The organism is Bradyrhizobium sp. NP1 (assembly GCF_030378205.1).
In the GTDB taxonomy this organism is placed as follows: Bacteria; Pseudomonadota; Alphaproteobacteria; order Rhizobiales; family Xanthobacteraceae; genus Bradyrhizobium.
In genome coordinates, this window is the sequence record NZ_CP127385.1 from 50,210 (window position 1) to 76,092 (window position 25,883).

Here is a 25,883-nt window from a genome sequence, read left to right on the forward strand (position 1 = left end):
AAATTTCCCTCAATTCCTCCCAACCTCCGAGCAAGATTTGACGGTGTTGGTGCCTGCGGCATGCACCCTCTCGCGTGCCTCGTTCACGGGACCGTCGAGGAGTATTTTGTGATGTCGACCAAAGCGCCGAACCCTGTTGACAAATATGTCGGCAGTCGCGTGCGCATGCGCCGGATCATGCTCGGCATGAGCCAGGAGAAGCTCGGCGAGGCTTTGGGCCTGACTTTTCAGCAGGTCCAGAAATATGAGAAGGGCACGAACCGGGTCGGCGCCAGCCGCATCCAGCAGATTTCCGAGATCCTCCAGGTCCCGGTCTCCTTCCTGTTCGAGGGCGTGCCAAGTGGTGCGCCTTCCGCCGAGGGCTTCAGCGACGGCAGCGCGCCGACCTATGTCTCCGATTTCCTCGCTACCTCCGAGGGCCTGGCATTGACCCGTGCCTTCACCCGCATCGGCGACGCCAAACTGCGACGCAGCATCGTCGACCTGGTCGAGCAGATCGCCGCGCGCGAGGCGCCCAAAACCGTCGAACCCTGATCGTTTCGGTTTGAGGGCCTGTCAAATCTGGACTATGTCGTGACGGGCGGAAGCGACCGCTTCCGTCCACGACGTCACAGAGCAGCCCGCCGATGACCGCCGCAGACTTCGACTCCAGACAGATCCTCGATGGCATCCGCCGATGGGTCGAGATCGAGACGCCGACCGATGTGCCGGCGCAGGTGAACCGGCTGGCCGATCTCGTCACTGAGGGCTATCGCGACCTGCCGGTCAGCATCGACCGCGTTGCCGGCAGCGGCGGCTGTGGCGACCACCTCGTGGTGCGCTCCGCATGGGGACAGGACGCGCCCGGCATCCTGGTGCTGAGCCACCTCGACACCGTGCATCCGATCGGCTTCATCGAGCGCCTGCCGTTCAGGATCGAGGGCAACAGCGCCTTCGGCCCCGGCATCTACGACATGAAGGGCGGCGCCTATCTTGCCTATCACGCGTTCCGGCAGATCTGTGCCAGCGCGGCGCGCTCGCCGCTCGGCATCACCCAGCTCTATGTCTCCGACGAGGAGATCGGCAGCCCGACCTCGCGTGCGCTGATCGAGGCGGAAGGCCGCAAGGCCAAATATGTGCTGGTGACGGAGCCCGCGCGCGACGGCGGCAAGGTGGTGACCGGACGCAAGGGCGTGGCGCGTTTCGAGGTCTTCATCAAGGGCATGCCGGCACATGCGGGCACGCGGCCACGCGATGGCCGCAGCGCGATCCGCGAGCTCGGCCATGTGATCCAGACGCTGGAGGCGATGAACGATCTCAAGCGCGGCGTCAGCGTCAATGTCGGCGTCGTCCGCGGCGGCACCAAGCCGAACGTGATCCCGGAAGAGGCCTATGCCGAGGTCGACATGCGCGTGCCGACCATCGCCGATGCCGACGAGCTCGTGCCGAAAATCCTCAACCTGAAGCCACGCACCGAGGGCGTCAGTGTGAGGGTGACCGGCGAGCTGAACCGGCCGCCCTACGAGAAGAGCAATGCGGGCGCAGCGCTGTACGAGCACGCGAAGGCGCTGGCCGGCGAGCTCGGCTTCGATCTTGCCGACATGTCGACCGGCGGCGGCTCCGACGGCAACTTCACCGCGCCGCACACGGCGACGCTGGACGGCCTCGGCGTCGACGGCCAGGGCGCGCATACCCATTACGAGCAGCTCTACATCTCCTCGATCGAGCCGAGGACGCGACTGCTCCACCGCCTGTACCAGACCTTGCGATGAGCGCGGCATCAGGCGATCGCGACGGCCGCGATGCGGCCGCACCCCATGCGCACGGCTCCTTCTTCGGCCGCCGCAAGGGGCACAGGCTGCGCGCGCACCAGGCGGACCTGATCGAGAACTTCCTGCCGCGGCTCGCGCTCGACATCACCCAGCCGGCGCCGAACGCGCTCACCGACCTGTTCGATCCGAGATCGAACGCGGTTCGCCTCGAGATCGGCTTTGGCGGCGGCGAGCATCTGGTCGCGGAAGCACTGGCCTTTCCCGACACCGGCTTCATCGGCTGCGAGCCCTATGTCAACGGCATGGCCAAGATCCTGGCCCAGATCGAGGCACGCAATCTGACCAACATCCGCCTGTTCGCCGGCGACGCCGCCGAATTGCTGGCCTGGGTGCCACCGCGCTCGCTCGCGCGCATCGACCTGATCCATCCCGATCCCTGGCCGAAACGGCGGCACTGGAAGCGCCGCTTCGTGCAGGACGAAACCATCGCCGCGATGGCGCGCGCGATCTGCACGGGAGGTGAATTCCGCTTCGTCTGCGATATCGAGGACTACGTCGCCTGGACCTTGTCGCATCTTGCCCGCTCGCCCGATTTTGCCTGGCTCGCCGAGCGGGCTTCCGACTGGAAGCAGCCCTGGGACGGCTACACCATGACGCGCTACGGCCGCAAAGCCGAGCGCGAAGGCCGCCGCGCTGCCTATTTGCGGTTTCGCAGGCGCTGACGGCCGCCCGCGTCAGATCGTCGGCCGCGACTTCCAGAACTGCACGACGCGCTCGGCGGTCGACGGCACGAGCCGCGCGAAATTGACCCGCGCCGTCTCGATATCGGCCGGCGCCGGCACCCGGTTCGGCCCAAGCCGCAGCAGGATCAGCGCGCGCACGGTGGCCCATTCGAACCCGACGGTCTTGCCGAGGATCAGCAGCGGATCATGCCGGTCGCCACAGATCAGCCGGTCGAGCGTCGCGATCTTCACGCCCGACATCGCCGCCAGCGCCGCGACCCCCTCCTCGTATTGATAGCTTTTGGCGAAGTTGAGCACCGCGCTCTCGTTGAGCTGTCCCTGGCGGTGCAGCGCGAGGACGGTGCGCTGCGCGGGCAGGAAGTCGCGGCGGCTCTCGACCAGCTCGGGCACGCCAGAGAGCTCGCTCATCGCCTGCTTGATCGCGGCCTGCCGCGCCGGCTTCACCACGTCGAACAGGCGGCGGCGGATGACATCGATCGATCCCGCGAGCAGCGCCTTCAGGCGCTCGTCGGAGAGATCCTCGCGCTGGCCGACCGCGAGCGTCAGCACGCCGTCCTGGCTTGCGCGCTTGATCAGCGTCGAATAGCCGGCATGCGAGAATTGCGCGCCCTTGTTGCCGGCGGCGCGCCGCACCACGTCGCGGTCACCGCGGCGGATCAGCACGTCGGTGAGATCGGGCGACAGCGTCGCGCGCTCCGACATCGCCAGCAGGTGGCCCTGGCCCTTGGGGCGCGCGATCTCGAGCAGCACGGTCTCGTCGACGACAGGCGAACGGCGCAGCAGCGGACCCGCGACGGCGAGCTCGTTCTCGCGGGCGAGCTGGCCGACCAGAATGCGCGGTGCATTGGCAAGCAGCGACAGCCGCTCGGCGAGGTTGACGCGGGCGGCGAGCTCGGCATGCGGGACGAGGTCGATCAGAAGCCCGTCGAACAGTTCGACATGGTCGGGCCGCAGCCGCGCGGCATCCTGCAGGAACAGCTCGGAAATCCGCAGCGCGGCTTCGGCACGGCGCTGCGGATCGCCATGCCTGACGATCTCATCGAGCCCGGGAATCAGTGACGTGGCGGCTGTCATCCAACACACTTAAAGACCGGCGCGTCGCCTGGTGCCTCCGCGGGCGCGAAAAGCCGCGGCTCGCGTAAATTTAGGGTAAGCTTGGTGAAGGAAAGGTTAGGCCGTAACGCCCCAGGAACGGCCGCAAAATCGCGTTCCTGGGCCCCGCCGGGCCTTGCCGGGTCGGGGCAAAAGCGCTATATCCGGCGCAACTTAGGTTCTCATATACGATCGCGTAGTGAGAGTGGGCCCCCCGGGACCCGCTCTTTTTTATTACCCGAACGGACCCGGCCTGCCGGAAAACCGTTTGGTCCGGGCCTGATGCGGAACTGTGGACACCGCGCTTTCCGACACCATCCGGCCCAATCAAACAGCTGAAGTGCGCCGGCGATAAAAGTTAACGCCATCGCACTCTGGCGCAAGCGGCCCCTACCGGCCACATCGATGCAACACGACGCGTTTTTGACGCTGGACATGACCGATCCGATCCAAGATCCGATCCAAGGCTCCATGGACGCCGAACTGCTCGCCGAGCCGCGCCTGGTCGTGGAGCCGGGCGTGGCGGCGCGGGTGTCGGCGATCGCGGGTCCCGTGCTGCAGGGCATGGGCTACCGGCTGGTCCGCGCCCGCGTCTCCGGCGAAGCCGGCTGCACGGTGCAGATCATGGCGGAACGGCCGGACGGCTCGATGCAGATCGAGGATTGCGAGGCGGTCTCGCGGGCGCTGTCGCCGGTGCTCGACATCGCCGATCCGATCGACCGCGCCTACCGGCTGGAGATTTCCTCGCCCGGCATCGACCGGCCGCTGGTGCGCCGCTCCGATTTCGAGCGCCATGCCGGCCACCTCGCCAAGGTCGAGATGGCGGTTCCCTACCAGGGCCGCAAGCGCTTCCGCGGCACGCTGGCCGGCGTCGAGGGCGGTGCGGTGCGGATTCACCGCGACGATGCGCCCGCGGGCGAAGAGGCCGACGTGCTGCTGACGATGGAAGACATCGCGGACGCGCGGCTGGTCCTGACCGACGAGCTGATCGCCGAGTCGATGCGGCGCGGCAAGGCCGCCGAACGCAAGCTGAAGCGCGATCTCGGCCTCGAGCCCGAGCAGCCGCCGCACGCGAAGAACCAGCCGTCGAAGCCGCGCCGAAAGCCGGCTCCGAAGAATACCAAGCAACATCGCCTCGCCGCCGGACGGGCGCGGCGGGACGAAACCGATCCCACGAGAGGAGATTAGCCATGGCAGTCAGTGCCAACAGACTTGAGCTGCTGCAGATTGCGGATGCGGTCGCGCGCGAGAAGTCGATCGACCGCGGCATCGTCATCGCGGCGATGGAGGATGCCATCGCGAAAGCGGCGCGGGCGCGCTACGGCAGCGAAACCGACGTGCATGCCGAAATCGATCCCAAGAAGGGCGAGCTCAGGCTCTCGCGCCACATGCTCGTGGTCGACAAGGTGGAGAATTCGGCCAACCAGATCTCGCTGGAGGACGCGCGCCGCGCCAACCCGGGTGCGCAGATCGGCGACACCATCGCCGATACGCTGCCGCCGCTGGAATATGGCCGCATCGCTGCCCAATCGGCCAAGCAGGTGATCGTGCAGAAGGTGCGCGAGGCCGAGCGCGACCGGCAATATCAGGAATTCAAGGACCGCATCGGCGATATCGTCAACGGCATCGTCAAGCGCGTCGAATATGGCAGCGTGATCGTCGATCTCGGCCGGGGCGAGGCCATCATCCGCCGCGACGAGATGCTGCCGCGCGAGGTGTTCCGCAACGGCGACCGCGTGCGCGCCTATATCTTCGACGTGCGGCGCGAGACCCGCGGGCCCCAGATCTTCCTGTCCCGCACCCATCCGCAGTTCATGGCGAAGCTGTTCGCGCAGGAAGTGCCGGAAATCTATGACGGCATCGTCGAGATCAAGGCGGTCGCCCGCGATCCCGGCTCGCGCGCCAAGATCGGCGTGGTTTCCCGCGATTCCTCGGTCGATCCGGTCGGCGCCTGCGTCGGCATGCGCGGCTCGCGCGTGCAGGCCGTGGTCAACGAGCTGCAGGGCGAGAAGATCGACATCATCCCGTGGTCGCCCGACATCGCGACCTTCGTCGTCAACGCGCTGGCGCCCGCCGAGGTCGCCAAGGTCGTGATCGACGAGGACCGCGAGCGCATCGAGGTGGTGGTGCCCGACACCAACAACCAGCTTTCGCTGGCGATCGGCCGCCGCGGCCAGAACGTGCGGCTCGCCTCCCAGCTCACCGGCTGGGACATCGACATCCTGACCGAGCAGGAGGAATCCGAGCGCCGCCAGGCCGATTTCGAGAACTCCACGCGCGTGTTCATGGAATCGCTCAATGTCGACGAGGTGGTCGGCCAGCTTCTGGCGTCGGAAGGCTTCACCTCGGTCGAGGAACTGGCCCTGGTGGACGCCAAGGAACTCGCCGGCATCGAAGGCTTCGACGAGGAGACCGCCAACGAGCTGCAGAACCGCGCCCGCGAATATCTGGAGCAGCAGGAAGCGGAACTGGAGAGCCGGCGCAAGGAACTCGGCGTCGAGGATGCGGTGAAGGCCGTACCCGGCGTCACCTCCAAGATGCTGGTCAAGCTCGGCGAGAACGAGATCAAGACGGTTGAGGATCTCGCCGGCTGCGCCACCGACGATCTGATCGGCTGGACCGAACGCAAGGAGGGCTCCGAGCCGGTCAAGCACACAGGCGCGCTCGACGGCATCGAGATCACGCGCGACGACGCCGAGCGGCTGATCATGCAGGCTCGCGTCGCTGCCGGCTGGATCAGCGAGGCCGACCTCGCCAAGCCGGCCGACGAGGCGGCGGAAGCCGCCGAAGGCCAGCCGGCCTGACGGGTCGTTCGGAGATGCCCCGCAGATGCTCGCCAGCGCTGACCCCGACCTCGACAACGGACCGCGGACCAACAAGTCCGCGACGGCGCGGATGTGCGCGGTCAGCCGTGCGGTGCGACCGGTCGACGAGCTGATCCGCTTCGTGGTCTCGCCCGCGGGCGAGGTGGTTCCCGACCTCAAGCGCAAGCTGCCCGGCCGGGGACTATGGGTTTCGGCCTCGCGCGCTGCGGTTGCGGAAGCGGTCCGGCGTAACCATTTCAAGCGGAGTTTTCGGCGCGAGGTTCGTGTCAGCCCCGCCCTTGCCCAGGATACGGAAGCCCTTCTGGCCCGCAGCGTCGCCGAGGCGCTGGCCGTGGCGGCCAAGGCGGGACAGGTGGTTTCTGGCTTCGGCAAGGTCGAGGGCGCGCTCGAGGGGCGGCCGGCAGAGCTTGCCGCGCTGATCCATGCCTCCGACGGGGCCGCCGACGGAATCCGCAAATTGGATGCGCTGGCGCGGCAAAATGCCGGGAAACGTGGTAAATCCGGCGTTTTTCCGATTGTCTGCGTCCTGACATCGGCAGAATTGGATTTGGCACTGGGCCGGACAAATGTGATACATGCTGCGCTGCTCGCGGGCCCGGCGAGCAGGACGTTCCTGTCGCGCAGCCAGACCCTGGTCCGATACCGGATGGCTGAAGGTGACGGGGCTGCCGACGCAGCGGCCAGGAATTCTAACTGACGACAACTCGCAAACGACAGTGCGGCAACGCACGACGCAAACAGACTAGGACTGCTGAATGGTGGATACCAAAACCCCTGGCGACAAGACACTGAGTGTCCCGACCAAGACCTTGACGCTCAAGCCGCGCGTCGAGACGGGCACCGTGCGCCAGAGCTTCAGCCACGGCCGCAGCAAGCAGGTGGTGGTCGAGAAGCGCGGCAAGCGCCGCCTCCCCGGCGAAGCGCCGACGGCCGAGCCGGCAGCTCCCGAGCCCGCCGCCAAGACCGCGCCCAGCAAGGCCACGCCCGGCAGGGCGCCGCTGGGACGGTCCTCTGCTGCGCCGCCGGCCGCCGCACGCAACGCCTCCGGCGTCGTGCTGCGCTCGCTGACCGAGGACGAGCATGCCGCGCGCGCCAGCGCGCTGGCGGATGCCAAGCTGCGCGAGATCGAAGAACGCCGCATCGCGGAGGAAGAGGCCAAGCGCCGCGCCAGCCGCGAAAGCATCGAAAAGGCCGAGCGCGAAGCCGCCGAGGCCCGCCGCAAGGCCGAGGAAGAGCGTCACCGCCACGACGAGGAAGCCAAGCGCAAGGCCGAGCAGGAAGCCAAGAAGCGGTTCGGCGAGGGCGAGGCGCAGCAGACCGCCCGTCCGGCAGCGCCGGCCGCGGCACGTCCGGCGACGACGGCTCGTCCTGCAACGACGACGGCCCGCCCGGCGGCGGCAGCGCCTGCAAGCCGCCCTCCGGGAGTTGCCGCCGAGCCGGACGAGGACGAAGGTCCGCGCCTGATTCGCCGCGGCCCCGGCGGCGCCATGCGCCCGGCGGCTGCCCCCAAGACCACCCACCGTCCCGGCCCGCAGAAGCAGCGCGGCCGTCTCACCGTCGTCACTGCGCTCAATGCCGACGACGTACGCGAGCGCTCGATCGCGTCGTTCCGCCGCCGCACCCAGCGGCTGAAGGGGCATGCTTCCAACGAGCAGAAGGAAAAGCTGGTCCGCGAAGTGATCATCCCCGAGGCCATCACCATCCAGGAACTCGCCAACCGCATGTCCGAGCGCGCGGTCGACGTCATCCGCCTTCTGATGAAGCAGGGCGCGATGCACAAGATCACCGACGTGATCGACGCCGACACCGCGCAGCTGATCGCCGAGGAACTGGGTCACTCCGTCAAGCGCGTGGCCGCCTCCGACGTCGAGGAAGGCCTGTTCGACGTCGTCGACGATTCCACCGACACCGAGCCGCGCTCGCCCGTGGTCACCGTGATGGGCCATGTCGACCACGGCAAGACCTCGCTGCTCGACGCACTGCGCCATGCCAATGTGGTGTCCGGCGAAGCCGGCGGCATCACCCAGCATATCGGCGCCTATCAGGTGACCTCGCCGGAAAGCGGCAAGAAGATCACCTTCATCGACACCCCCGGCCACGCCGCGTTCAGCGCGATGCGCGCCCGCGGCGCCAAGGTGACCGACATCGTCGTGCTGGTGGTCGCCGCCGATGACGGCGTGATGCCGCAGACGGTGGAGGCGATCAACCACGCCAAGGCGGCGCAGGTTCCGATCATCGTCGCGATCAACAAGATCGACAAGCCGGATGCGAGGCCCGAGCGCGTGCGCACCGAGCTGCTGCAGCACGAGGTGCAGGTCGAATCGCTCGGCGGCGACGTCGTCGACGTCGAGGTGTCCGCCAAGAACAAGACCAACCTCGACCGGCTGCTCGAAATGATCGCGCTGCAGGCCGAACTGCTCGATCTCAAGACCAATTCGCACCGTCCGGCCGAAGGCACCGTGATCGAGGCCAAGCTCGACCGCGGCCGCGGCCCGGTCGCGACCGTGCTGGTTCAGCGCGGCACGCTCAAGGTCGGCGACATCGTGGTGGCCGGCGCCGAAATGGGCCGCGTCCGCGCGCTGATCTCCGACCAGGGCGAAACCGTCGAGGAGGCCGGCCCCTCGGTGCCGGTCGAAGTGCTCGGCTTCAACGGTCCGCCGGAGGCCGGCGACCGGCTCGCGGTGGTCGAGAACGAAGCCCGCGCCCGCCAGATCACCAGCTACCGCGCGCACCAGAAGCGCGAAAACGCGGCGGCCTCGATCTCGGGCATGCGCGGCTCGCTCGAGCAGATGATGTCGCAGCTCAAGACCGCGGGACGCAAGGAATTCCCGCTGATCGTCAAGGCCGACGTGCAGGGTTCGCTGGAAGCGATCCTGGGCTCGCTGGAAAAGCTCGGCACCGAGGAAGTCGCCGCCCGCATCCTGCATGCCGGCGTCGGCGGGATCTCGGAATCCGACGTAACGCTCGCCGAGGGCTTCAACGCGGCGATCATCGGCTTTTCGGTGCGCGCCAACAAGGAAGCCGCGGCGGCCGCCAAGCGCAACGGCATCGAAATCCGCTACTACAACGTCATCTACGACCTTGTGGATGACGTGAAGAAAGCGATGTCCGGCCTTCTCGCGCCCACATTGCGCGAAACCATGCTGGGCAATGCGCAGATCCTGGAGATCTTCAACATCTCCAAGGTCGGCAAGGTTGCGGGCTGCCGGGTGACCGACGGCACGGTGGAGCGCGGCGCCAATGTCCGGCTGATCCGCGACAACGTCGTCGTCCACGAAGGCAAGCTTTCGACGCTGAAGCGGTTCAAGGACGAAGTGAAGGAAGTGCAGGCCGGCCAGGAATGCGGCATGGCCTTCGAGAGCTACGGCGACATGCGTGTCGGCGACGTCATCGAATGTTACCGCGTGGAGACGATCCAGCGCTCGCTGTAAGTCCAAACCTTAACAGCGTGGTGCGGATTCGAACTTGAGCATCAAACCCTGCGCAAGCCGGGCTTGACGCTGGTCACCGAACTATTTTTGCCACGAAATGCCGGCACAGGCCGCGCTTCGCGCGGACTGTCGCGGCAATTGGGATTATTGACGATGGCTCGTCACAACCAGCGGAAGAGCGCGACGGCCGGCGGCTCGCAACGTCAGTTGCGCGTCGGCGAAGCGGTGCGCCACGCGATTGCCGACATTCTCTCGCATGGTCGTGCGCACGACCCGGACCTCGAGGGCCACATCATCACCGTGCCCGAGGTGCGGATGTCGCCGGACTTGAAGCTTGCGACCATCTACGTGATGCCGCTCGGCGGGCGCGACACCGACGTCGTGATCGCCGCGCTCGAGCGCAACAAGAAGTTCCTGCGCGGCGAAGTCGCGCGGCGCGTTAACCTAAAATTTGCTCCCGATATCCGCTTCCGTGTCGACGAGCGATTCGATGAAGCGGAACGGATCGAGAAATTATTGCGAACACCTGCAGTGCAGAGGGACCTCGCATCAGATCAGGACGAAAATTCATGAGCGTGACCCCGGCAAACAACGCGATTGACCTGCAAGAAGCCGATCAGAAAGACGCGCAGCACGAAATTTTTTCGCAACCGCGTGGTGCCGCCGCAAAGACCAACAACGATCCGCGCGCCGAGCGCAAGCCGCGGCAGAACAACCAGCCGCGGCGCGACCGGCGCGACATCCATGGCTGGGTCGTGCTCGACAAGCCGATCGGCATGACCTCGACGCAGGCGGTCGCGGTGGTGAAGCGGCTGTTCGACGCCAAGCGCGCGGGCCACGCCGGCACCCTCGATCCGCTCGCCTCCGGCGGCCTGCCGATCGCGCTCGGCGAGGCCACCAAGACGGTGGCCTATGTCATGGATGGCCGTAAACGCTACCGCTTCACGGTGCGCTGGGGCGAGGAACGCGACACCGACGACACCGAGGGGCGCGCGGTCGCTACCAGCGATGCAAGGCCCGCCGCGGAGGCGATCGAGAGCCTGTTGCCGCGGTTCACGGGGGTCATCGAGCAGGCCCCGCCGAAATATTCGGCGATCAAGATCCAGGGCGAGCGTGCCTATGATCTGGCGCGCGACGGCGAGCAGGTCGAACTGGCCCCCCGCCCGGTCGAGATTCACTATTTATCCCTTATTGATCAACCAGATAGTGACTATGCCGTATTCGAAGCGGAATGCGGCAAGGGAACCTATGTGCGGGCGCTGGCCCGCGATTTCGGGCGCATCCTCGGCTGCTATGGCCATGTCTGCGCCCTGCGCCGGACCCTGGTCGGCCCGTTCGGCGAGAACGACATGATTCCGCTGGAACAATTGGAGGCTTTATGTCATAGAGCCGCGTCTGGCGAGGGCAGCCTCGCCGACGCGCTTTTGCCCGTTGAGACCGCGCTGGACGACATCCCGGCACTGGCCGTCACTCGGGCTGATGCGGCAAGGCTCCACAGGGGCCAGGCCGTTTTGTTGCGCGGACGGGATGCGCCCAATAGTAGCGGCACAGTCTATGTCACGGTGGCAGGCCGTCTTCTGGCGCTTGCCGAAATTGGCAATGGCGAACTCATCCCCAAGCGCGTGTTCAACCTGACCGGGCTGACCGCCAGCTCCGGTCGCAACGAAAGAGTCTGACGATGTCGATTACCGCGCAACGCAAGGCGGAAGTCATCAAAACCAGTGCAACCAAATCGGGCGACACCGGTTCGCCCGAGGTCCAGGTCGCGATCCTGTCGGAGCGCATCAACAACCTGACCGAACACTTCAAGACCCACGTGAAGGACAATCATTCGCGCCGTGGTCTTTTGAAGCTCGTCTCGACCCGCCGTTCGCTGCTCGACTACCTGAAGAAGACGGACGAAGCGCGCTACAAGGCGCTGCTTGAAAAGCACAACATTCGTCGTTGAGCTTTTGAGAAGGACACGCGCGCCGTTTCAGCGCGCGTTTTTGCATGATCTGGCGAAGCCCGTGCGTTTGCGGCCTTCGCGTCGAGATCGCGCACAGGGCACGGCCCGGACAATCGACGCCGATTTTCCGACAAGGGTCATGCTCAATCGAGAGCCCGGCGGCAATCCGGCGGCTGGGCAGGACGGGCAAGATGCCCGTGAGCACGAGAGGATGGCCGCCATCCGAAACATCAAGACCATGGCAGGATCGCCGGACGCTGACCGCTCGTCAGCGTCCCGCAATCTTGCGCATGGTTTTTGTGCTTTGGGGCAGCCCTCCTTTCGTGACAACCATGAAAGAAGACCATGATGTTCAATATACATTCAGTCGAGATCGACTGGGGCGGACGTCCCCTCAAGCTTGAAACCGGAAAGATCGCCCGCCAGGCCGACGGCGCCGTGAAGGCCACCTATGGCGAGACCGTCGTGCTCGCCACCGTGGTGGCGGCCAAGACGCCGCGCGAGGGCGTCGACTTCCTGCCGCTCACCGTCGACTATCAGGAGAAGACCTATGCCGCGGGACGCATCCCCGGCGGCTATTTCAAGCGCGAAGGCCGTCCGACCGAAAAGGAAACGCTGGTTTCCCGCCTGATCGACCGCCCGGTCCGCCCGCTGTTCGTCGACGGCTGGCGCAACGAGACCCAGGTGATCATCACCACGCTGTCGCACGACATGGAGAACGATCCGGATGTGCTGGCGATGGTTGCCGCGTCGGCGGCGCTGACGCTGTCCGGCGTGCCGTTCAAGGGCCCGATCGGCGCTGCGCGCGTCGGTTTCATCAATGACGAATACGTGCTGAACCCGGTGCTCGACGAGATGATCGAGAGCAAGCTCGATCTCGTCGTGGCCGGCACCACCGACGCCGTGCTGATGGTGGAATCGGAAGCCAAGGAGCTCAACGAGGACATCATGCTCGGCGCCGTGATGTTCGGCCACCGGCACTTCCAGCCGGTCATCAAGGCGATCATCGAGCTTGCCGAGAAGGCGGCCAAGGAGCCGCGCGAGATTCAGCTGACCGACCAGAGCGCGCTCGAAAAGGAAATGCTCGGCGTGATCGAGCAGGACCTGCGCTCCGCCTACGCCATTCCGGTGAAGCAGGACCGCTACGCCGCGGTCGGCGTCGCCAAGGAAAAGGTGATGGCGCACTTCTTCCCGGAAGGCCAGGAGCCGCGCTACGAGAAGCTGCGCGTCACCGACGTGTTCAAGGAGCTGGAAGCCAAGATCGTCCGCTGGAACATCCTCGACACCGGCAAGCGCATCGATGGCCGCGACGTCAAGACGGTGCGCAACATCGTCTGCGAGGTCGGCGTGCTGCCGCGCACCCACGGCTCGGCGCTGTTCACCCGCGGCGAGACCCAGGCGCTGGTGGTCACCACGCTCGGCACCGGCGAGGACGAGCAGTATGTCGACGCGCTGTCGGGGACGTACAAGGAGACGTTCCTGCTGCACTACAACTTCCCGCCCTTCTCGGTCGGCGAGACCGGACGGCTCGGCGGCACCAAGCGCCGCGAGATCGGCCACGGCAAGCTCGCCTGGCGCGCCATCCACCCGGTGCTGCCGCCGCATCACGAGTTCCCCTACACCATCCGCGTGGTCTCGGAGATCACCGAGTCGAACGGCTCGTCGTCGATGGCGACCGTCTGCGGTTCGTCGCTGGCGCTGATGGATGCGGGCGTGCCGATCAAGCGGCCGACCGCCGGCATCGCCATGGGCCTGATCCTGGAAGGCTCGCGCTACGCGGTGTTGTCCGACATCCTCGGCGACGAGGACCATCTCGGCGACATGGACTTCAAGGTGGCCGGCACCGACCAGGGCGTCACCTCGCTGCAGATGGACATCAAGATCGAGGGCATCACCGAGGAGATCATGCGCGTCGCGCTCGCCCAGGCGCGCGACGGCCGCATCCACATCCTCGGCGAGATGGCCAAGGCGCTCACCGCGGCGCGCGCCGAGCTCGGCGAGTACGCCCCGCGCATCGAGACCTTCAAGATCGCAACCGACAAGATCCGCGAAGTGATCGGCACCGGCGGCAAGGTGATCCGCGAGATCGTGGAAAAGACCGGCGCCAAGATCAACATCGAGGACGACGGTACCGTGAAGGTCGCCTCCAACGATGGCGAGGCGATGAAGGCCGCCATCAAGTGGATCAAGTCGATCGCCTCCGATCCGGAGGTCGGCCAGATCTATGACGGCACCGTGGTCAAGGTGATGGAGTTCGGCGCGTTCGTAAACTTCTTCGGCGCCCGCGACGGCCTCGTCCATATCAGCCAGCTCGCGGCCAACCGCGTGCAGAAGACCTCCGACGTCGTCAAGGAAGGCGACAAGGTCAAGGTCAAGCTGCTCGGCTTCGACGACCGCGGCAAGACGCGGCTGTCGATGAAGGCGGTCGACCAGACCACCGGCGAGGATCTCGAGGCCAAGCCGAACAAGGGCGAGGCGCCGCCGCGTGAAGCCGCCGGCGAGTAAGCTCGCTCGCATGATGAAATCGAAAAGGGCGGCCTCGCGGCCGCCCTTTTTGCTTGAATTCGCAAATCTCGGACTTTGGCGACGAAGGTCGCGGCTAGCGCTCGATGATCTTGAAGTAAGTATCCTTCAGCACAATCATGTTGTCGCGGAAGGTGAAGAGGTCGCAGCCGAGCCAGTCCTGCTTCTCGCCGCTGGCCGTGGTCGCGGTGCGATGCCACTCGGCGACGCCGTGGTTGCCCGAGACGTATTCGGCCGAGGCGCGCCACTCGATGTCGGGGCTGCTCGCGAACAGCTTCTCGAAGAAGGCGCGGATTTCCTTCCTTCCCCTGTAGGTGTTGCCGGCTCCGTCCGAGCCCATGGCGTTGCGAAAGACGCCGTCTTCCGCAAAGGAGTCGACGATGAAATCGATGTCGTGGCGGTTGAAGGCCAGCCCGATTTCGTGGACGCGCTCGAGCGAAACGTGGTTGGACCCGTGCATTTCCTTTCCTCCCTGCCTTGTTTTGGTTGACGCTGCGTACCCGGCGGCGGGGGCTTCATACGGAAGCTCCCCGCCGTCGTTTGTGCGTGTTCAGGCGGCGATGTCGAAGCGATCCGCGTTCATGACCTTGTTCCAGGCCGCCACGAAGTCCTTCACGAACTTCTCCTTCGCGTCGGCGCAGGCGTAGACCTCCGCGAACGCGCGGAGCTGCGCATGCGAGCCGAAGACCAGGTCGACGCGCGTGCCGGTCCACTTGACCGCATTCGTCTTCCGATCGCGGCCTTCGTAGGTGCCGTCGGCAGCCGGCTGCCAGACTGTCGCCATGTCGAGCAGGTTGACGAAGAAGTCGTTGGTCAGCACACCCGGTTTCGCGGTGAAGACACCGTGCTTGGATTTGCCCGTGTTGGCGCCGAGCACCCGCAGGCCGCCGACGAGAACCGTCAACTCAGGCCCCGTCAGCGTCAGCAGTTGCGCACGGTCCACCAACGCCTCCTCGGGCGCCATGAACTGGTGCTTCTTGCCGCTGACATAGTTGCGGAAGCCGTCGGCACGCGGTTCGAGCGGGGCAAAGGACTCGACGTCGGTTTGATCCTGCGAGGCGTCCGCCCGCCCCGGCGTGAAGGGAACCTTCACGTCGATGCCGGCGTCCTTTGCAGCCTTTTCGACCGCCGCGCAGCCACCGAGAACGATCAGGTCGGCAAGCGAGATTTTCTTGCCGGACTCCTTCTGGATCGCTTCGAGCTTCGAGAGGACGGCCTTGAGCTCGGCCGGCTGGTTCACCTCCCAGTCCTTCTGGGGGCTGAGACGAATACGCGCACCATTCGCACCACCGCGCTTGTCGGAGCCGCGGAACGTCGACGCCGACGCCCAGGCGGCTGAGACCAGCTGGGACACGGACAGGCCGGAGGCGAGAATCTTGCCCTTCAGCGCGGCGATGTCCTGCTCTCCGACCGGCGGATGATCCGCCGCCGGAATCGGATCCTGCCAGATCAGCGTCTCCTTCGGCACCAGCGGGCCGAGATAGCGCGCGATGGGGCCCATGTCGCGGTGCGTGAGCTTGAACCACGCACGCGCGAATGCGTCCGCGAACTGGTCCGGATGCTCGTAGAAGCGGCGCGAGATCTTCTCGTAGGCCGGGTCCAAGCGCAGCGACAGGTCGGTCGTCAGCATGGTCGGCACATGCTTCTTCGACTTGTCGAAGGGGTCCGGGATCGTGGCTGCGGCATTCTTTGCCCGCCACTGCTTTGCTCCGGCCGGGCTTTTCGTCAGCTCCCACTCGTTCTCGAACAGGTTCTTGAAGAACAGATTGCTCCACTTCGTCGGCGTCTGCGTCCAGGTGACCTCAGGGCCGCCGGTGATGGCGTCGGCTCCGATGCCTGTACCATGCTTGCTCTTCCAGCCGAGGCCCTGATCCTCAATGGCACCGCCTTCCGGCGCCGGCCCCACCAGCGACGGATCGCCGGCACCATGGGTCTTGCCGAAAGAGTGGCCGCCGGCAATCAGCGCGACGGTTTCTTCGTCGTTCATCGCCATGCGGAAGAATGTTTCGCGGATGTCCTTGGCTGCCGCGACCGGGTCCGGATTGCCGTTCGGCCCTTCCGGATTGACGTAGATGAGCCCCATCTGCACGGCACCGAGCGGTTCCGCAAGCTGGCGTTCGCCGCTGTAGCGTTCGTCGCCGAGCCAGCTGCCCTCAGGCCCCCAATAGAGCTCTTCCGGCTCCCAGACGTCGGTGCGTCCGCCGGCGAAGCCGAAGGTCTTGAAGCCCATCGACTCCAGGGCGACGTTGCCTGCGAGAATCATCAGGTCGGCCCACGAAATCTTCCGGCCGTACTTCTGCTTGACGGGCCACAGCAATCGGCGGGCCTTGTCGAGGTTGGCGTTGTCGGGCCAGCTGTTCAGCGGTGCGAAGCGCTGCTGACCTGCGCCGGCGCCGCCGCGGCCATCCGTAATGCGGTACGTGCCCGCGCTGTGCCACGCCATGCGGATCATCAGGCCGCCATAGTGCCCAAAGTCAGCCGGCCACCAATCCTGCGATTCCGTCATCAACGCATGCAGGTCCTTGACCACGGCGTTGAGGTCGAGACTCTTGAACTCCTTGGCGTAGTCGAACGCCTCGCCCATCGGATCGGACAAGCCGGAATTCCGGTGGAGAACCGAGACGTCCAGCGCCTCCGGCCACCAGTCACGGTTGGTATGCGCGCGTTTGCCGCCCGGGAACGGGCACTTCGTTGTGTCATCCATGATTATCTCCTCGAGTGGTCAGGGAATTACGCCCTTAACCAGGCGAGGCGCAATCTACGCATCCCAATCCATCAGGTAAAGTTGACTTTAATGATCGTCGCGATAGGATTTTCTGATGATCAACGTCACGCTTCGGCAGCTTCGGTATTTCGATGCGCTGGCCCGGCATGGCCACTTCGGACGGGCCGCGGAAGCATGTTCGATCTCCCAGCCGGCGCTGTCGATGCAGATCAAGGAACTGGAAGAGGCGCTCGGCGGCGCGCTGCTGGAGCGAAGCGCCCGGCAGGTCGCGCTGACGACGTTCGGGGCCGAGCTCGCCCAGCGCGTTCGCGACATCCTACGCTCGGTCGATGAATTAGGAGATTTCGCCCGCGCGTCACGCGATCGGCTTGCGGGACGGTTGCGCGTCGGCATGATCCCGACGATTGCCCCCTATTTGCTGCCCAAGGTGATCGAGAACCTCGCGCGCATCCATCCCGAGCTCGACATCCACGTCCGCGAGACGGTGACGCCGAAGCTGATCCAGGAGGTCGCCGAAGGCAGGCTCGACACGGCGATCGTCGCTCTGCCGGTGTCCGAACCGTCGCTGGCCGAGGTCGCGCTGTTTTCGGAGAAGTTCCTGCTGGTGCGGCCGGGCGCGGACGAGGGCACGCCGGTGCCGAGCCACGAGATGTTGCGCGAAATGAGGCTGCTGCTGCTGGAGGAAGGGCACTGTTTCCGCGATCAGGCGCTCGCGTTCTGCAACATGCAGTCGCCGCCGCGCGAGGTGCTCGATGCGAGCTCGCTGTCGACGCTTGTTCAAATGGTGGGCGCCGGCATTGGCGTCACCCTGATCCCGGAAATGGCCGTGGCGGTCGAAACGCGCTCGGCGCCGGTCTCTGTCGCCCGCTTCAGGAATCCGCAACCTTCGCGAACCATCGGCATGGTCTGGCGCAAGACCAGTCCGCTGGCGAGACAGCTTCTGCAGATCTCGGAGGTGGTGTGCCTGTCGGCCGGCAAGGTGCGCGGACGGCAGGCGAACGGATCACCATCACGCAATCCGCGGAGCTGAACCATGTTCGACCCCGTGATCCGTCCCGCTCGCATCGACGAGTATGACGAGGTCGGGCGCATCTGGATGGAGAGCTGGGTGTCGACCGGCCTCTCCGAACCCAGCCCGTTTCTGCTCGCCAATTTGCGCGCCCGCGTCCGCCATGAGATGGAGCGGGGCTGGAGCCTTTTCGTCGCTGACGACGCGGAACGGCTGGCGGCGATGCTCGCGATCAAGCCTGACGAGGCCTATCTCGACCAGCTCTTCGTCGCGCCCGGATATCAGGGCCGTTCGCTCGGGCGGAAGCTGCTCGCCTTCACCCGCACGCTGCTGCCGGACGAAATCTGGCTGCGCTGCGTGCGCGAGAACGAGAAGGCCTGGCGCTGGTACGAGCGCGAAGGCTTCGTGTTCGAGAAGGAGCAGGTCGAGCCCATGACCGGCTACATGATGAAATATTACCGGTGGCGGAAGCAGCAGCCCACCGGGTAGGATATTCCCGGCCTGGCCCTCAAGCTTGCGTGACGGCGCGCGACTTTCTAACGCAGAGACCGGACAAAATTCTGCCGGTTTGCTTCAAAGAGTAGCGCATCTCGCGAAAGGGCGCGACCTGGCGTCGCCTACAGCAACCCTCGACACAATGACGAAGGAATTTTGGCCATGATCAAGCTCTACTGGTCGCCGCGCTCGCGCTCGTTCTCCGCAATCTGGCTCCTGGAGGAAAGCGGACTGCCGTATGAGCGCGTGCTGACCGACATCACCAAGGGCGCGCAGAAGGCGCCGGAATTCCTCAGGATCAACCCGATGGGAAAGGTGCCTGCGCTGACGGATGGCGATGCGGCGCTCGGCGATTCGGCGGCGATCTGCACGTATATCGGCGATCGTTATCCCGAAACCGCACTCGCCCCGGCGGCCAATGATCCGCTGCGCGCCCGCTACCTGCAGTGGCTGTTTTTTTCGCCGGGCTGCATCGAGCCCGCAATGATTCAGATCTTCACCAAGATCGAGGTGCCCGCCAGCACCGCGGCCTGGGGCAGCGCGACGCAAACGTTCGACGTGCTCGATCAGGCGCTGGAGAAAGGGCCCTGGATTCTCGGCGAGCGGTTTTCCGCCGCCGACATCATGATCGGCTCGGGCCTGATCTTCGCCGTGCGCCGCTTCAAGATGGTGCCGTCGCGGCCGGCGTTCGAGCGCTACATGGATCTCTGTGAGGCACGCCCCGCCTACCAGCGCGCCGACAAGATCGCGGCAGGCTGATGGCCTATTCCGGCTTGAGGGTTTCCGGCCGCGGCATCGAGATGATGTTGTAGCCGGAATCCACATAGTGGATTTCGCCGGTGACGCCGCCGGACAGGTCCGACAGCAGATAGAGCGCCGAACCGCCGAGCTCCTCGAGCGTCACGCCGCGCCCCAACGGCGAATGCTTCTGCTGGAACGCGAACATCGCCCGCGCATCGCCGATGCCGGAGCCGGCAAGCGTGCGCACCGGACCCGCCGAGATGGCGTTGACGCGAATGCCGCGCGGCCCGAAGTCGGCGGCAAGATAGCGCGTGGAAGCCTCCAGCGCCGCCTTGGCCACGCCCATCACGTTATAATTGGGCATCACCCGCTCCGATCCGCCGAAGGTGAGCGTGATCATCGCGCCTCCGGACGCCGGCATCATGTCGGCCGCGCGCCTGGCAAGCTCGGTGAAGGAGAAGCAGGAAATCAGCATGGTCCGCGAGAAATTCTCGCGCGTGGTATCGGCGTAGCGTCCCTTCAGCTCGTTCTTGTCGGAGAACGCGATGGCGTGGACCAAAAAATCGAGCTGGCCCCATTTGGCGCGCAGCGCATCGAACATGCCGTCGACGCTTGCGAGATCCTCGACGTCGCAGGGCAGCACCGTCTCGACGCTGAGCGACTGCGCCAGCGGCTTGACGCGCTTGCCGAGCGCCTCGCCCTGATAGGTGAAGGCGAGCTCGGCGCCGTGGGCGGCGAGCGTGCGGGCAATGCCCCAGGCGATCGAATGATCGTTGGCGATGCCCATCACCAGACCGCGCTTTCCCTTCATCAGATCCTGCATGGCGCTGTGCTCTCTCCTTCAAGACGTCGATGGCCGGGACAAGCCCGGCCATGACAGTTCAAACGGCCTTCAGTCTGCAAAAGCCTCTCACGCATCCATCCGCTTGAAGACCAGCGTGGCGTTGGTGCCGCCGAAGCCGAAGGAGTTCGACAGCACGGTACCGACCTTGGCGTTGTCGATGCGCTTGCGCACGATCGGCATGTCGGCGAAGACCGGATCGAGCTCGGTGATATGGGCGCTCTCGCAGATGAAGCCGTTGTTCATCATCAACAGCGCGTAGATCGCCTCCTGCACGCCGGTGGCGCCGAGCGAATGGCCGGTCAGCGCTTTCGTCGCGGAGATCGGCGGACACTTGTCGCCGGTGCCGAACACCTTGCGGATCGCCTCGATCTCGGGCGGGTCGCCGGCCGGCGTCGAGGTGGCGTGGGGATTGATGTAGTCGATCTTGCTCTTCACGGTCGACAGCGCCATGCGCATGCAGCGCTCGGCGCCTTCGCCCGAGGGGGCGACCATGTCGTAGCCGTCGGAGGTCGCACCATAGCCTACGATCTCGCCATAGATGCGCGCGCCGCGCGCTTTCGCATGTTCGAGCTCTTCCAGCACCAGCACGCCGGCGCCGCCGGCGATCACGAAACCATCGCGGCTGACGTCATAGGGACGCGAGGCGGTCGCGGGCGTGTCGTTGTATTTCGAGGACATCGCGCCCATCGCGTCGAACAGCACCGACAATGTCCAGTCGAGCTCCTCGCAGCCGCCGGCGAAGATCACGTCCTGCTTGCCGATCTGGATCGTCTCATAGGCGTTGCCGACGCAATGGTTCGAGGTCGCGCAGGCCGACGAGATCGAATAGTTGACGCCCTTGATCTTGAACCAGGTGGCGAGCGTGGCCGATGCGGTCGACGACATCGCCTTCGGCACGGCGAACGGGCCGACCCGCTTCGGCCCCTTGCTCCGCGTGATATCGGCGGCTTCGACGATGGTGCGCGCCGACGGGCCGCCGGAGCCCATGATGATGCCGGTGCGCTCATTCGAGACCTCGGAGGCTTCGAGCCCGGAGTCCTGGATCGCCTGCTCCATCGCGACGTGATTCCAGGCCGCGCCCTGACCGAGGAAACGCATCGCGCGGCGATCGATCACCTCGGCGGGATCGAGCGTGGGAGCGCCCTGAACCTGCGAACGAAAACCGAGTTCGGCGTATTTCTCCGCGCGCGTGATGCCCGACTTTGCCTCATGGAGGCTGGCAAGCACTTCCTGGGTGTTGTTACCGATGGACGAGACAATGCCCATCCCCGTGATGACAACCCGCCTCATGTTCGCCTCACCCTGTCGTTTGGTCCTTGCAATGTGCCGTTCAGTTCGGCGCCGTGCCTTGCTTGAACAGGCCGACCTTCAAATCCTTGGCGCGATAAATAATCTCACCATCCATCGAAAGCCACCCGTCGGCGATCCCGAGCACAAGCTTTGAACGCATCACGCGCTTGATGTCGATGTTGTACACAACCTTGCGGACGTTCGGCAGCACCTGACCGGCGAGTTTGAGCTCGCCCAGGCCCAGCGCGCGGCCGCGGCCCTCGCCGCCGACCCATCCCAGGTAGAAACCCACCATCTGCCAGAGCGCGTCGAGGCCGAGGCAGCCGGGCATGACGGGATCGTTCTTGAAATGGCAGCCGAAGAACCACAGGTCGGGCTTGACGTCGAGTTCGGCACGGACCAGGCCCTTGCCGTACTCGCCGCCCTTATCCGTAATTTCACTGATGCGGTCGAACATCAGCATCGGCGGCAGCGGCAATTGTGCATTGCCGGGGCCGAACATCTCGCCACGGCCGCAAGCCAGCAAATCCTCGTATTCATAACCGCTGCGCCGATCCAGCATCAAACCAGCCTCTTTCAAATCCTGATGGAGCATTTTGGGGCGAAACGGACCCATTTTCATGAGAAGCGCGGCCAATTGCCGTGGCGACGCACCAGCCGCGGGTCACGGTGCTCCCGCGGCGACCAGCGTCCGCCCTGACCCAATCCGCCTTGGCCGATGAAGGTTAAGCAGGTCCGCGCGCTCTCTATCACAGGGCCACTCCCGCCGCAAAGCGCCGACCCATCAGCTAAATCGCCGCATCAGCGCTCTGGTTCCTCCGTTTTCACCCGGTGCCGCTTCTAGTTGCGAGAAACTTGCATCTAAAGCATTTCCTCCTTATATTCCACCGCGATAGTGCCAGAAAACGTGTGCGGTGCCTGACGTGGAAATGCGCGAGGACGGTTCGATTTTGAACGATGACGCTGCTCATTCGGCGTCCCCTCACGGGGGACGGCAACCTTCATTGACCGGTTGCCCATGGCACGACGTCAACGAAATGCTGCAGGCGGCAGGCCTGCGTCCGACACGCCAGCGCATGGCGCTCGGCTGGCTGCTGTTCGGCAAGGGCGCGCGGCACCTCACCGCGGAAATGCTCTACGAAGAGGCGACGCTCGCCAAGGTTCCGGTGTCGCTTGCCACCGTCTACAACACGCTCAACCAGCTGACCGATGCGGGCCTGCTGCGCCAGGTGTCGGTCGACGGGACCAAGACCTATTTCGACACCAACGTGTCGGACCATCACCACTTCTATCTCGAGCACAATCACGAGCTGGTCGACATTCCCGATCCGCATGTCGCGCTGTCGAAGATGCCCGACGTGCCCGAAGGCTACGAGATCGCGCGCGTCGAGATGGTGGTGCGCCTGCGCAAGAGGCGCTAGCGCGTCGCCCCGGCGTTTGCCGGGACGACCCAGAGTTTTGCACTGCAAATAATCTCAATCCACCTTTTCGTCGGCGTAGACGCCCCACAGCCGTTCCTGCTGGATCCAGCCATCAAAACCGCTGCCCGCGATATGGCACCAGCCGGACGCGCATTTCTTCACCTGCGCGACGACGCCGGCCTGCAGCCGCGCGGCGACAGCAGCGGCCTGATCGGCGCGATCATACAGCGCGGCGAGATCGTCCTTGCTCTTCATGGTGACGACGGCGGTGCGGCGGCCGGACAGCAGCGAATGATAGACCCAGCCCTCGGCGCCTTCGGAATCGCGCACGCGCCGCCAGTTCTCGTATTCGGCCGTGATTTCGACCGGGAGGCCGGAACGGGTGTAGACCCAGGCCACGTCATTGTCCTTGGTCGGGCCGGCCCGCACGTTCACATGATCGGACTTGAGGCTGACATAGCGCGGCACCGGCAGGCCGCTCGCGGTTGGGGTCGAATCCTTGGCCGAAGCCCCCGCTGTTACTGACGCGCCGAGCAAGCCCCCGGCAAGCACGACCCCCAACCAAACCCGTCCCAACGCCATTCACGCGTCTCCCACCGAGTACTCTCAAGCTCACATTGGTCGAGCCAGACTGCCCAACGCCCCAAATGCCCTGCGCCGCGTCCCCGATCGCCTCGGCTTGTCGTTCCCTGATGGCTGTTCGGTGGTTCTTGTTTTGCCCCGGCCTTCTGCTAGAGAGGACGGAACAAAGCCCCAGGAACGACCTCAAGAACCAGCACGATCCGCCTGTTTCGCGAGGAAATGGCGGGGCGCCAGGGAAACGCCGGGACTACGCGGCAAACGGCAGTTTCGAACAAGCGGGTTAATGAGGTCTGAATGACGCCGGGCCGCGCGCGGCGCCGCTTGAAGAGCAGGACATGTCGGTTAAGAAAAAGCCTCTCGTTGTCGTCACGCGCAAGCTGCCGGACTCGATCGAGACGCGCATGCGCGAATTGTTCGATGCAAGGCTCAATCTCGACGATACGCCGCTGACGGAGGCGCAGCTTGCGGAAGCCGTGCGCACCGCGGACGTGCTGGTTCCGACCGTCACCGACGAGATCACCGAGGAGCTGCTCAAGCAGCCCGACTGCAAGCTGCGCCTGATCGCCAATTTCGGCAACGGCGTCGACAATATTGATGTCACCGCGGCGCATGCCCGCGGCATCACCGTCACCAACACGCCAAAAGTCCTGACCGAAGACACCGCCGACATGACGATGGCGCTGATCCTCGCGGTGCCCAGGCGGATGATCGAGGGCACGGCGGTGCTGACCGAGGGCAAGCACTGGGCGGGCTGGTCGCCGACCTGGATGCTCGGCCACCGCATCGGGGGAAAACGGCTCGGCATCATCGGCATGGGGCGCATCGGCCAGGCCGTGGCCCGCCGCGCCCGCGCCTTTGGCCTGCAGATCCACTATCACAACCGCCGCCCGGTGGCGCCCGTGATCGCCGAGGAACTGGGCGCGACCTACTGGGAGAGCCTCGACCAGATGCTGGCGCGGATGGACATCATCTCGGTGAACTGTCCGCATACGCCCGCGACCTTCCATCTGTTGTCGGCGCGGCGGCTCAAGCTGATCCGCAAGGAGGCCTATATCGTCAACACCGCGCGCGGCGAGGTGATCGACGAAGATACGATGGTCAGGCTGATCGAATCCGGCGACATCGGCGGCGCCGGCCTCGACGTGTACGAGAACGAGCCGGCGGTGAACCCGAAGCTGGTGCGGCTCGCCAAGCAGGGCAAGGTGACGATCCTGCCGCATATGGGCTCGGCCACCATCGAAGGCCGCGTCGAGATGGGCGAGAAGGTCATCATCAACATCAAGACCTTCCTCGACAACCACAAGCCGCCGGACCGCGTGCTGCCGAGCATGCTGTAGGCGGGCGGCGGCTGTTCTGATCCAAGTTTTCAAAGAGCTACGCGATGTCGTCGCCCGGCTTGACCGGGCGACCCAGTATTCCAGAGACATCCGTATTCATCTGCGACGCCTGTGGAATATTGGATGCCCCGCCTTCGCGGGGCATGACGGGGAAGGACGATGACGAACTATGGCGCGCCACCCTTCCGCCGCTCCTGCTTGCGCCATTCCGCGACAAAGGCGACGAACGCCGCGAGCGCCGGCGGCGGCTGACGCCGGCTCGGATAATAGAGGAACGGTCCCGGAAACGGCGCACACCAATCGTCGAGCACGCTTGTGAGTTCGCCGGAGGCGATGCCCTCGCGCACATAGCCTTCGAAAGTCAGCCAGAAGCCGAGCCCGTCACAGGCGGCGCGTTGCGCGAGCCCGGGATAGTTAACGATCAGTTTCGCCGGCGGCGATACTTTCACCACCCGCCCCGCCTTCTCGAACTCCCAGTCCAACAGCGTGCCCCGGCCGAAGCGGACGCGGATGCAACCATGGTCGAGCAGGTCCTTCGGATGCTTCGGCTTGCCGTGCCTGGCAACATAATCGGGCGAGGCCACCACGGCGTAGCGCTGCGGCGGACCGAGCGAGACCGCTATCATGTCCTGCGCCAGATGCTCGCCATAGCGCACGCCGGCGTCGTACCCTTGCGCGACCACGTCGACGAACGAGCTCTCGCCGACGATCTCGAGGTCGATCTGTGGATAGGCCTCGATGAACGGCGCGACCATCGGCGCCAGCACCAGATCGATCGCCGGCGGCGGCGCATTGATGCGCAAGCGGCCTGACGGCAGGCCGCGCAGGCCACGCACGTGGGTGAGCGCTGCGCCGACCTCGATCAGCGCCGGCGCGACTCGCGCCAGCAGCATTTCGCCGGCTTCGGTGAGCGCCACGCTGCGGGTGGTGCGGTTCATCAGGCGCACGCCGAGGCGCTCCTCCAGGTCGCGCAGGCGCTGGCTGAGGCTCGAGACCGAGACGCGGCTCTCCACCGCCGCGCGGCGGAAGCTTCTGAAACGGGCGACGGCGACGAAGGCGTCGAGATCGCGGAGATCGGGCACGGCCATTGTTCAATATAATGAACAAGCTCTTTAGTATTGTCCAG

24 protein-coding genes are annotated in these 25,883 nt (G+C 65.4%); 16 read left to right on the forward strand and 8 right to left on the reverse strand.

Translation table 11 applies throughout. The features are described from left to right. Nucleotides 1–111: 111 nt before the first annotated feature. The 3 genes from QOU61_RS00210 to trmB all read left to right on the forward strand — a co-directional run bounded on the left by QOU61_RS00210 (nt 112) and on the right by trmB (nt 2,473). Nucleotides 112–534: a helix-turn-helix domain-containing protein gene (locus QOU61_RS00210; RefSeq protein WP_289656154.1), complete on the forward strand. Its 423-nt coding sequence runs from the start codon at nt 112–114 to the stop codon at nt 532–534. Nucleotides 535–626: 92 nt separating this feature from the next. After that, nucleotides 627–1,751, forward strand: a complete 1,125-nt coding sequence (locus tag QOU61_RS00215) for a M20 family metallopeptidase (RefSeq protein ID WP_289656155.1) — start codon at nt 627–629, stop codon at nt 1,749–1,751. Then, nucleotides 1,748–2,473, forward strand: a complete 726-nt coding sequence (gene trmB, locus QOU61_RS00220; protein WP_289656156.1) for a tRNA (guanosine(46)-N7)-methyltransferase TrmB — start codon at nt 1,748–1,750, stop codon at nt 2,471–2,473. The genes QOU61_RS00215 and trmB overlap by 4 nt, the downstream gene beginning before the upstream one ends. 12 nt (nt 2,474–2,485) lie before the next feature. On the opposite strand, the gene QOU61_RS00225 is transcribed toward trmB, so the two are convergent. Then, entirely contained in the window at nt 2,486–3,568 is a 1,083-nt protein-coding gene (locus tag QOU61_RS00225; RefSeq protein ID WP_289656157.1) for a DUF2336 domain-containing protein, read from the reverse strand. Between the two features lie 465 nt (nt 3,569–4,033). On the opposite strand from QOU61_RS00225, the gene rimP reads away from it, so the two are divergent. From rimP to pnp, 8 genes are all read left to right on the forward strand, one after another. Further along, on the forward strand, nt 4,034–4,774 hold the full coding sequence (rimP, locus tag QOU61_RS00230; protein ID WP_502877003.1) for a ribosome maturation factor RimP: 741 nt from the start codon (nt 4,034–4,036) through the stop codon (nt 4,772–4,774). Between the two features lie 2 nt (nt 4,775–4,776). Continuing rightward, nucleotides 4,777–6,390, forward strand: coding sequence for a transcription termination factor NusA (gene nusA, locus QOU61_RS00235; RefSeq protein WP_289656159.1), 1,614 nt, complete (start codon nt 4,777–4,779; stop codon nt 6,388–6,390). Between the two features lie 25 nt (nt 6,391–6,415). Next, nucleotides 6,416–7,108 (forward strand): RNA-binding protein, encoded by a 693-nt coding sequence (locus QOU61_RS00240; protein ID WP_289656160.1) that lies wholly within the window; start codon nt 6,416–6,418, stop codon nt 7,106–7,108. Between the two features lie 58 nt (nt 7,109–7,166). Continuing rightward, nucleotides 7,167–9,842, forward strand: coding sequence for a translation initiation factor IF-2 (gene infB / locus QOU61_RS00245; RefSeq protein WP_289656161.1), 2,676 nt, complete (start codon nt 7,167–7,169; stop codon nt 9,840–9,842). A 153-nt stretch (nt 9,843–9,995) separates the two neighbouring features. Continuing rightward, on the forward strand, nt 9,996–10,415 hold the full coding sequence (rbfA, locus tag QOU61_RS00250) for a 30S ribosome-binding factor RbfA (protein WP_289662122.1): 420 nt from the start codon (nt 9,996–9,998) through the stop codon (nt 10,413–10,415). Then, nucleotides 10,412–11,518 (forward strand): tRNA pseudouridine(55) synthase TruB, encoded by a 1,107-nt coding sequence (truB, locus tag QOU61_RS00255; RefSeq protein WP_289656162.1) that lies wholly within the window; start codon nt 10,412–10,414, stop codon nt 11,516–11,518. The genes rbfA and truB overlap by 4 nt, the downstream gene beginning before the upstream one ends. A gap of 2 nt (nt 11,519–11,520) precedes the next feature. Continuing rightward, nucleotides 11,521–11,790, forward strand: a complete 270-nt coding sequence (gene rpsO, locus QOU61_RS00260; protein ID WP_289656163.1) for a 30S ribosomal protein S15 — start codon at nt 11,521–11,523, stop codon at nt 11,788–11,790. 348 nt (nt 11,791–12,138) lie between these two features. Continuing rightward, the gene (gene pnp, locus QOU61_RS00265) at nt 12,139–14,295 is read left to right on the forward strand and encodes a polyribonucleotide nucleotidyltransferase (RefSeq protein ID WP_289662123.1); all 2,157 of its coding nucleotides are present in this window, start codon (nt 12,139–12,141) and stop codon (nt 14,293–14,295) included. Between the two features lie 94 nt (nt 14,296–14,389). Here the strand turns inward: pnp and QOU61_RS00270 are convergent, their stop codons facing one another. Together QOU61_RS00270 and katG are read right to left on the reverse strand one after the other, a co-directional pair. Continuing rightward, complete coding sequence (locus QOU61_RS00270; RefSeq protein ID WP_289656164.1) at nt 14,390–14,773, reverse strand: nuclear transport factor 2 family protein; 384 nt, start codon at nt 14,771–14,773, stop codon at nt 14,390–14,392. 90 nt (nt 14,774–14,863) lie between these two features. Next, a complete protein-coding gene (gene katG / locus QOU61_RS00275; protein ID WP_289656165.1) occupies nt 14,864–17,017 on the reverse strand; it encodes a catalase/peroxidase HPI in 2,154 nt (717 codons plus the stop codon). A 115-nt stretch (nt 17,018–17,132) separates the two neighbouring features. On the opposite strand from katG, the gene QOU61_RS00280 reads away from it, so the two are divergent. The 3 genes from QOU61_RS00280 (at nt 17,133) to QOU61_RS00290 (ending at nt 19,301) form a co-directional block, all read left to right on the forward strand. Then, a complete protein-coding gene (locus tag QOU61_RS00280; RefSeq protein ID WP_289656166.1) occupies nt 17,133–18,068 on the forward strand; it encodes a LysR substrate-binding domain-containing protein in 936 nt (311 codons plus the stop codon). A 3-nt stretch (nt 18,069–18,071) separates the two neighbouring features. Next, a complete protein-coding gene (locus QOU61_RS00285; protein WP_289656167.1) occupies nt 18,072–18,536 on the forward strand; it encodes a GNAT family N-acetyltransferase in 465 nt (154 codons plus the stop codon). A gap of 168 nt (nt 18,537–18,704) precedes the next feature. After that, nucleotides 18,705–19,301: a glutathione S-transferase family protein gene (locus tag QOU61_RS00290; RefSeq protein ID WP_289656168.1), complete on the forward strand. Its 597-nt coding sequence runs from the start codon at nt 18,705–18,707 to the stop codon at nt 19,299–19,301. 4 nt (nt 19,302–19,305) lie between these two features. Here QOU61_RS00290 and fabI read toward each other — a convergent pair whose 3' ends face one another. From fabI to fabA, 3 genes are all read right to left on the reverse strand, one after another. Continuing rightward, nucleotides 19,306–20,106, reverse strand: a complete 801-nt coding sequence (fabI, locus tag QOU61_RS00295) for an enoyl-ACP reductase FabI (protein WP_289656169.1) — start codon at nt 20,104–20,106, stop codon at nt 19,306–19,308. A gap of 87 nt (nt 20,107–20,193) precedes the next feature. Beyond that, on the reverse strand, nt 20,194–21,417 hold the full coding sequence (gene fabB / locus QOU61_RS00300; RefSeq protein WP_289656170.1) for a beta-ketoacyl-ACP synthase I: 1,224 nt from the start codon (nt 21,415–21,417) through the stop codon (nt 20,194–20,196). A gap of 40 nt (nt 21,418–21,457) precedes the next feature. After that, nucleotides 21,458–21,979 carry a 3-hydroxyacyl-[acyl-carrier-protein] dehydratase FabA gene (gene fabA / locus QOU61_RS00305; protein WP_289662125.1) on the reverse strand — a complete coding sequence of 174 codons (522 nt, stop codon included), beginning with the start codon at nt 21,977–21,979 and terminating at the stop codon, nt 21,458–21,460. Between the two features lie 367 nt (nt 21,980–22,346). Between fabA and irrA the strand changes: the two genes are divergently transcribed. Beyond that, nucleotides 22,347–22,838: an iron response transcriptional regulator IrrA gene (irrA, locus tag QOU61_RS00310; protein WP_289662127.1), complete on the forward strand. Its 492-nt coding sequence runs from the start codon at nt 22,347–22,349 to the stop codon at nt 22,836–22,838. A gap of 54 nt (nt 22,839–22,892) precedes the next feature. Here irrA and QOU61_RS00315 read toward each other — a convergent pair whose 3' ends face one another. Next, the gene (locus tag QOU61_RS00315) at nt 22,893–23,420 is read right to left on the reverse strand and encodes an SH3 domain-containing protein (RefSeq protein ID WP_289656171.1); all 528 of its coding nucleotides are present in this window, start codon (nt 23,418–23,420) and stop codon (nt 22,893–22,895) included. A gap of 335 nt (nt 23,421–23,755) precedes the next feature. Here QOU61_RS00315 and QOU61_RS00320 point away from each other — a divergent pair, with 335 nt between their 5' ends. After that, complete coding sequence (locus QOU61_RS00320; protein ID WP_289656172.1) at nt 23,756–24,757, forward strand: 2-hydroxyacid dehydrogenase; 1,002 nt, start codon at nt 23,756–23,758, stop codon at nt 24,755–24,757. Nucleotides 24,758–24,924: 167 nt separating this feature from the next. Here the strand turns inward: QOU61_RS00320 and QOU61_RS00325 are convergent, their stop codons facing one another. Next, on the reverse strand, nt 24,925–25,845 hold the full coding sequence (locus tag QOU61_RS00325; protein WP_289656173.1) for a LysR family transcriptional regulator: 921 nt from the start codon (nt 25,843–25,845) through the stop codon (nt 24,925–24,927). Nucleotides 25,846–25,883 lie beyond the last annotated feature (38 nt).

Coding starts and splice junctions, on each gene's coding strand:
- irrA (WP_289662127.1), top strand. CDS start 22,347: ATGCGCGAGGACGGTTCGATTTTGAACGATGACGCTGCTCATTCGGCG.
- QOU61_RS00270 (WP_289656164.1), bottom strand. CDS start 14,773: ATGCACGGGTCCAACCACGTTTCGCTCGAGCGCGTCCACGAAATCGGG.
- QOU61_RS00285 (WP_289656167.1), top strand. CDS start 18,072: ATGTTCGACCCCGTGATCCGTCCCGCTCGCATCGACGAGTATGACGAG.
- QOU61_RS00225 (WP_289656157.1), bottom strand. CDS start 3,568: ATGACAGCCGCCACGTCACTGATTCCCGGGCTCGATGAGATCGTCAGG.
- QOU61_RS00290 (WP_289656168.1), top strand. CDS start 18,705: ATGATCAAGCTCTACTGGTCGCCGCGCTCGCGCTCGTTCTCCGCAATC.
- QOU61_RS00320 (WP_289656172.1), top strand. CDS start 23,756: ATGTCGGTTAAGAAAAAGCCTCTCGTTGTCGTCACGCGCAAGCTGCCG.
- QOU61_RS00215 (WP_289656155.1), top strand. CDS start 627: ATGACCGCCGCAGACTTCGACTCCAGACAGATCCTCGATGGCATCCGC.
- QOU61_RS00210 (WP_289656154.1), top strand. CDS start 112: ATGTCGACCAAAGCGCCGAACCCTGTTGACAAATATGTCGGCAGTCGC.
- katG (WP_289656165.1), bottom strand. CDS start 17,017: ATGGATGACACAACGAAGTGCCCGTTCCCGGGCGGCAAACGCGCGCAT.
- fabI (WP_289656169.1), bottom strand. CDS start 20,106: ATGCAGGATCTGATGAAGGGAAAGCGCGGTCTGGTGATGGGCATCGCC.
- fabB (WP_289656170.1), bottom strand. CDS start 21,417: ATGAGGCGGGTTGTCATCACGGGGATGGGCATTGTCTCGTCCATCGGT.
- QOU61_RS00280 (WP_289656166.1), top strand. CDS start 17,133: ATGATCAACGTCACGCTTCGGCAGCTTCGGTATTTCGATGCGCTGGCC.
- rpsO (WP_289656163.1), top strand. CDS start 11,521: ATGTCGATTACCGCGCAACGCAAGGCGGAAGTCATCAAAACCAGTGCA.
- QOU61_RS00325 (WP_289656173.1), bottom strand. CDS start 25,845: ATGGCCGTGCCCGATCTCCGCGATCTCGACGCCTTCGTCGCCGTCGCC.
- truB (WP_289656162.1), top strand. CDS start 10,412: ATGAGCGTGACCCCGGCAAACAACGCGATTGACCTGCAAGAAGCCGAT.
- pnp (WP_289662123.1), top strand. CDS start 12,139: ATGTTCAATATACATTCAGTCGAGATCGACTGGGGCGGACGTCCCCTC.
- infB (WP_289656161.1), top strand. CDS start 7,167: ATGGTGGATACCAAAACCCCTGGCGACAAGACACTGAGTGTCCCGACC.
- fabA (WP_289662125.1), bottom strand. CDS start 21,979: ATGCTGGATCGGCGCAGCGGTTATGAATACGAGGATTTGCTGGCTTGC.
- trmB (WP_289656156.1), top strand. CDS start 1,748: ATGAGCGCGGCATCAGGCGATCGCGACGGCCGCGATGCGGCCGCACCC.
- nusA (WP_289656159.1), top strand. CDS start 4,777: ATGGCAGTCAGTGCCAACAGACTTGAGCTGCTGCAGATTGCGGATGCG.
- QOU61_RS00315 (WP_289656171.1), bottom strand. CDS start 23,420: ATGGCGTTGGGACGGGTTTGGTTGGGGGTCGTGCTTGCCGGGGGCTTG.
- QOU61_RS00240 (WP_289656160.1), top strand. CDS start 6,416: ATGCTCGCCAGCGCTGACCCCGACCTCGACAACGGACCGCGGACCAAC.
- rbfA (WP_289662122.1), top strand. CDS start 9,996: ATGGCTCGTCACAACCAGCGGAAGAGCGCGACGGCCGGCGGCTCGCAA.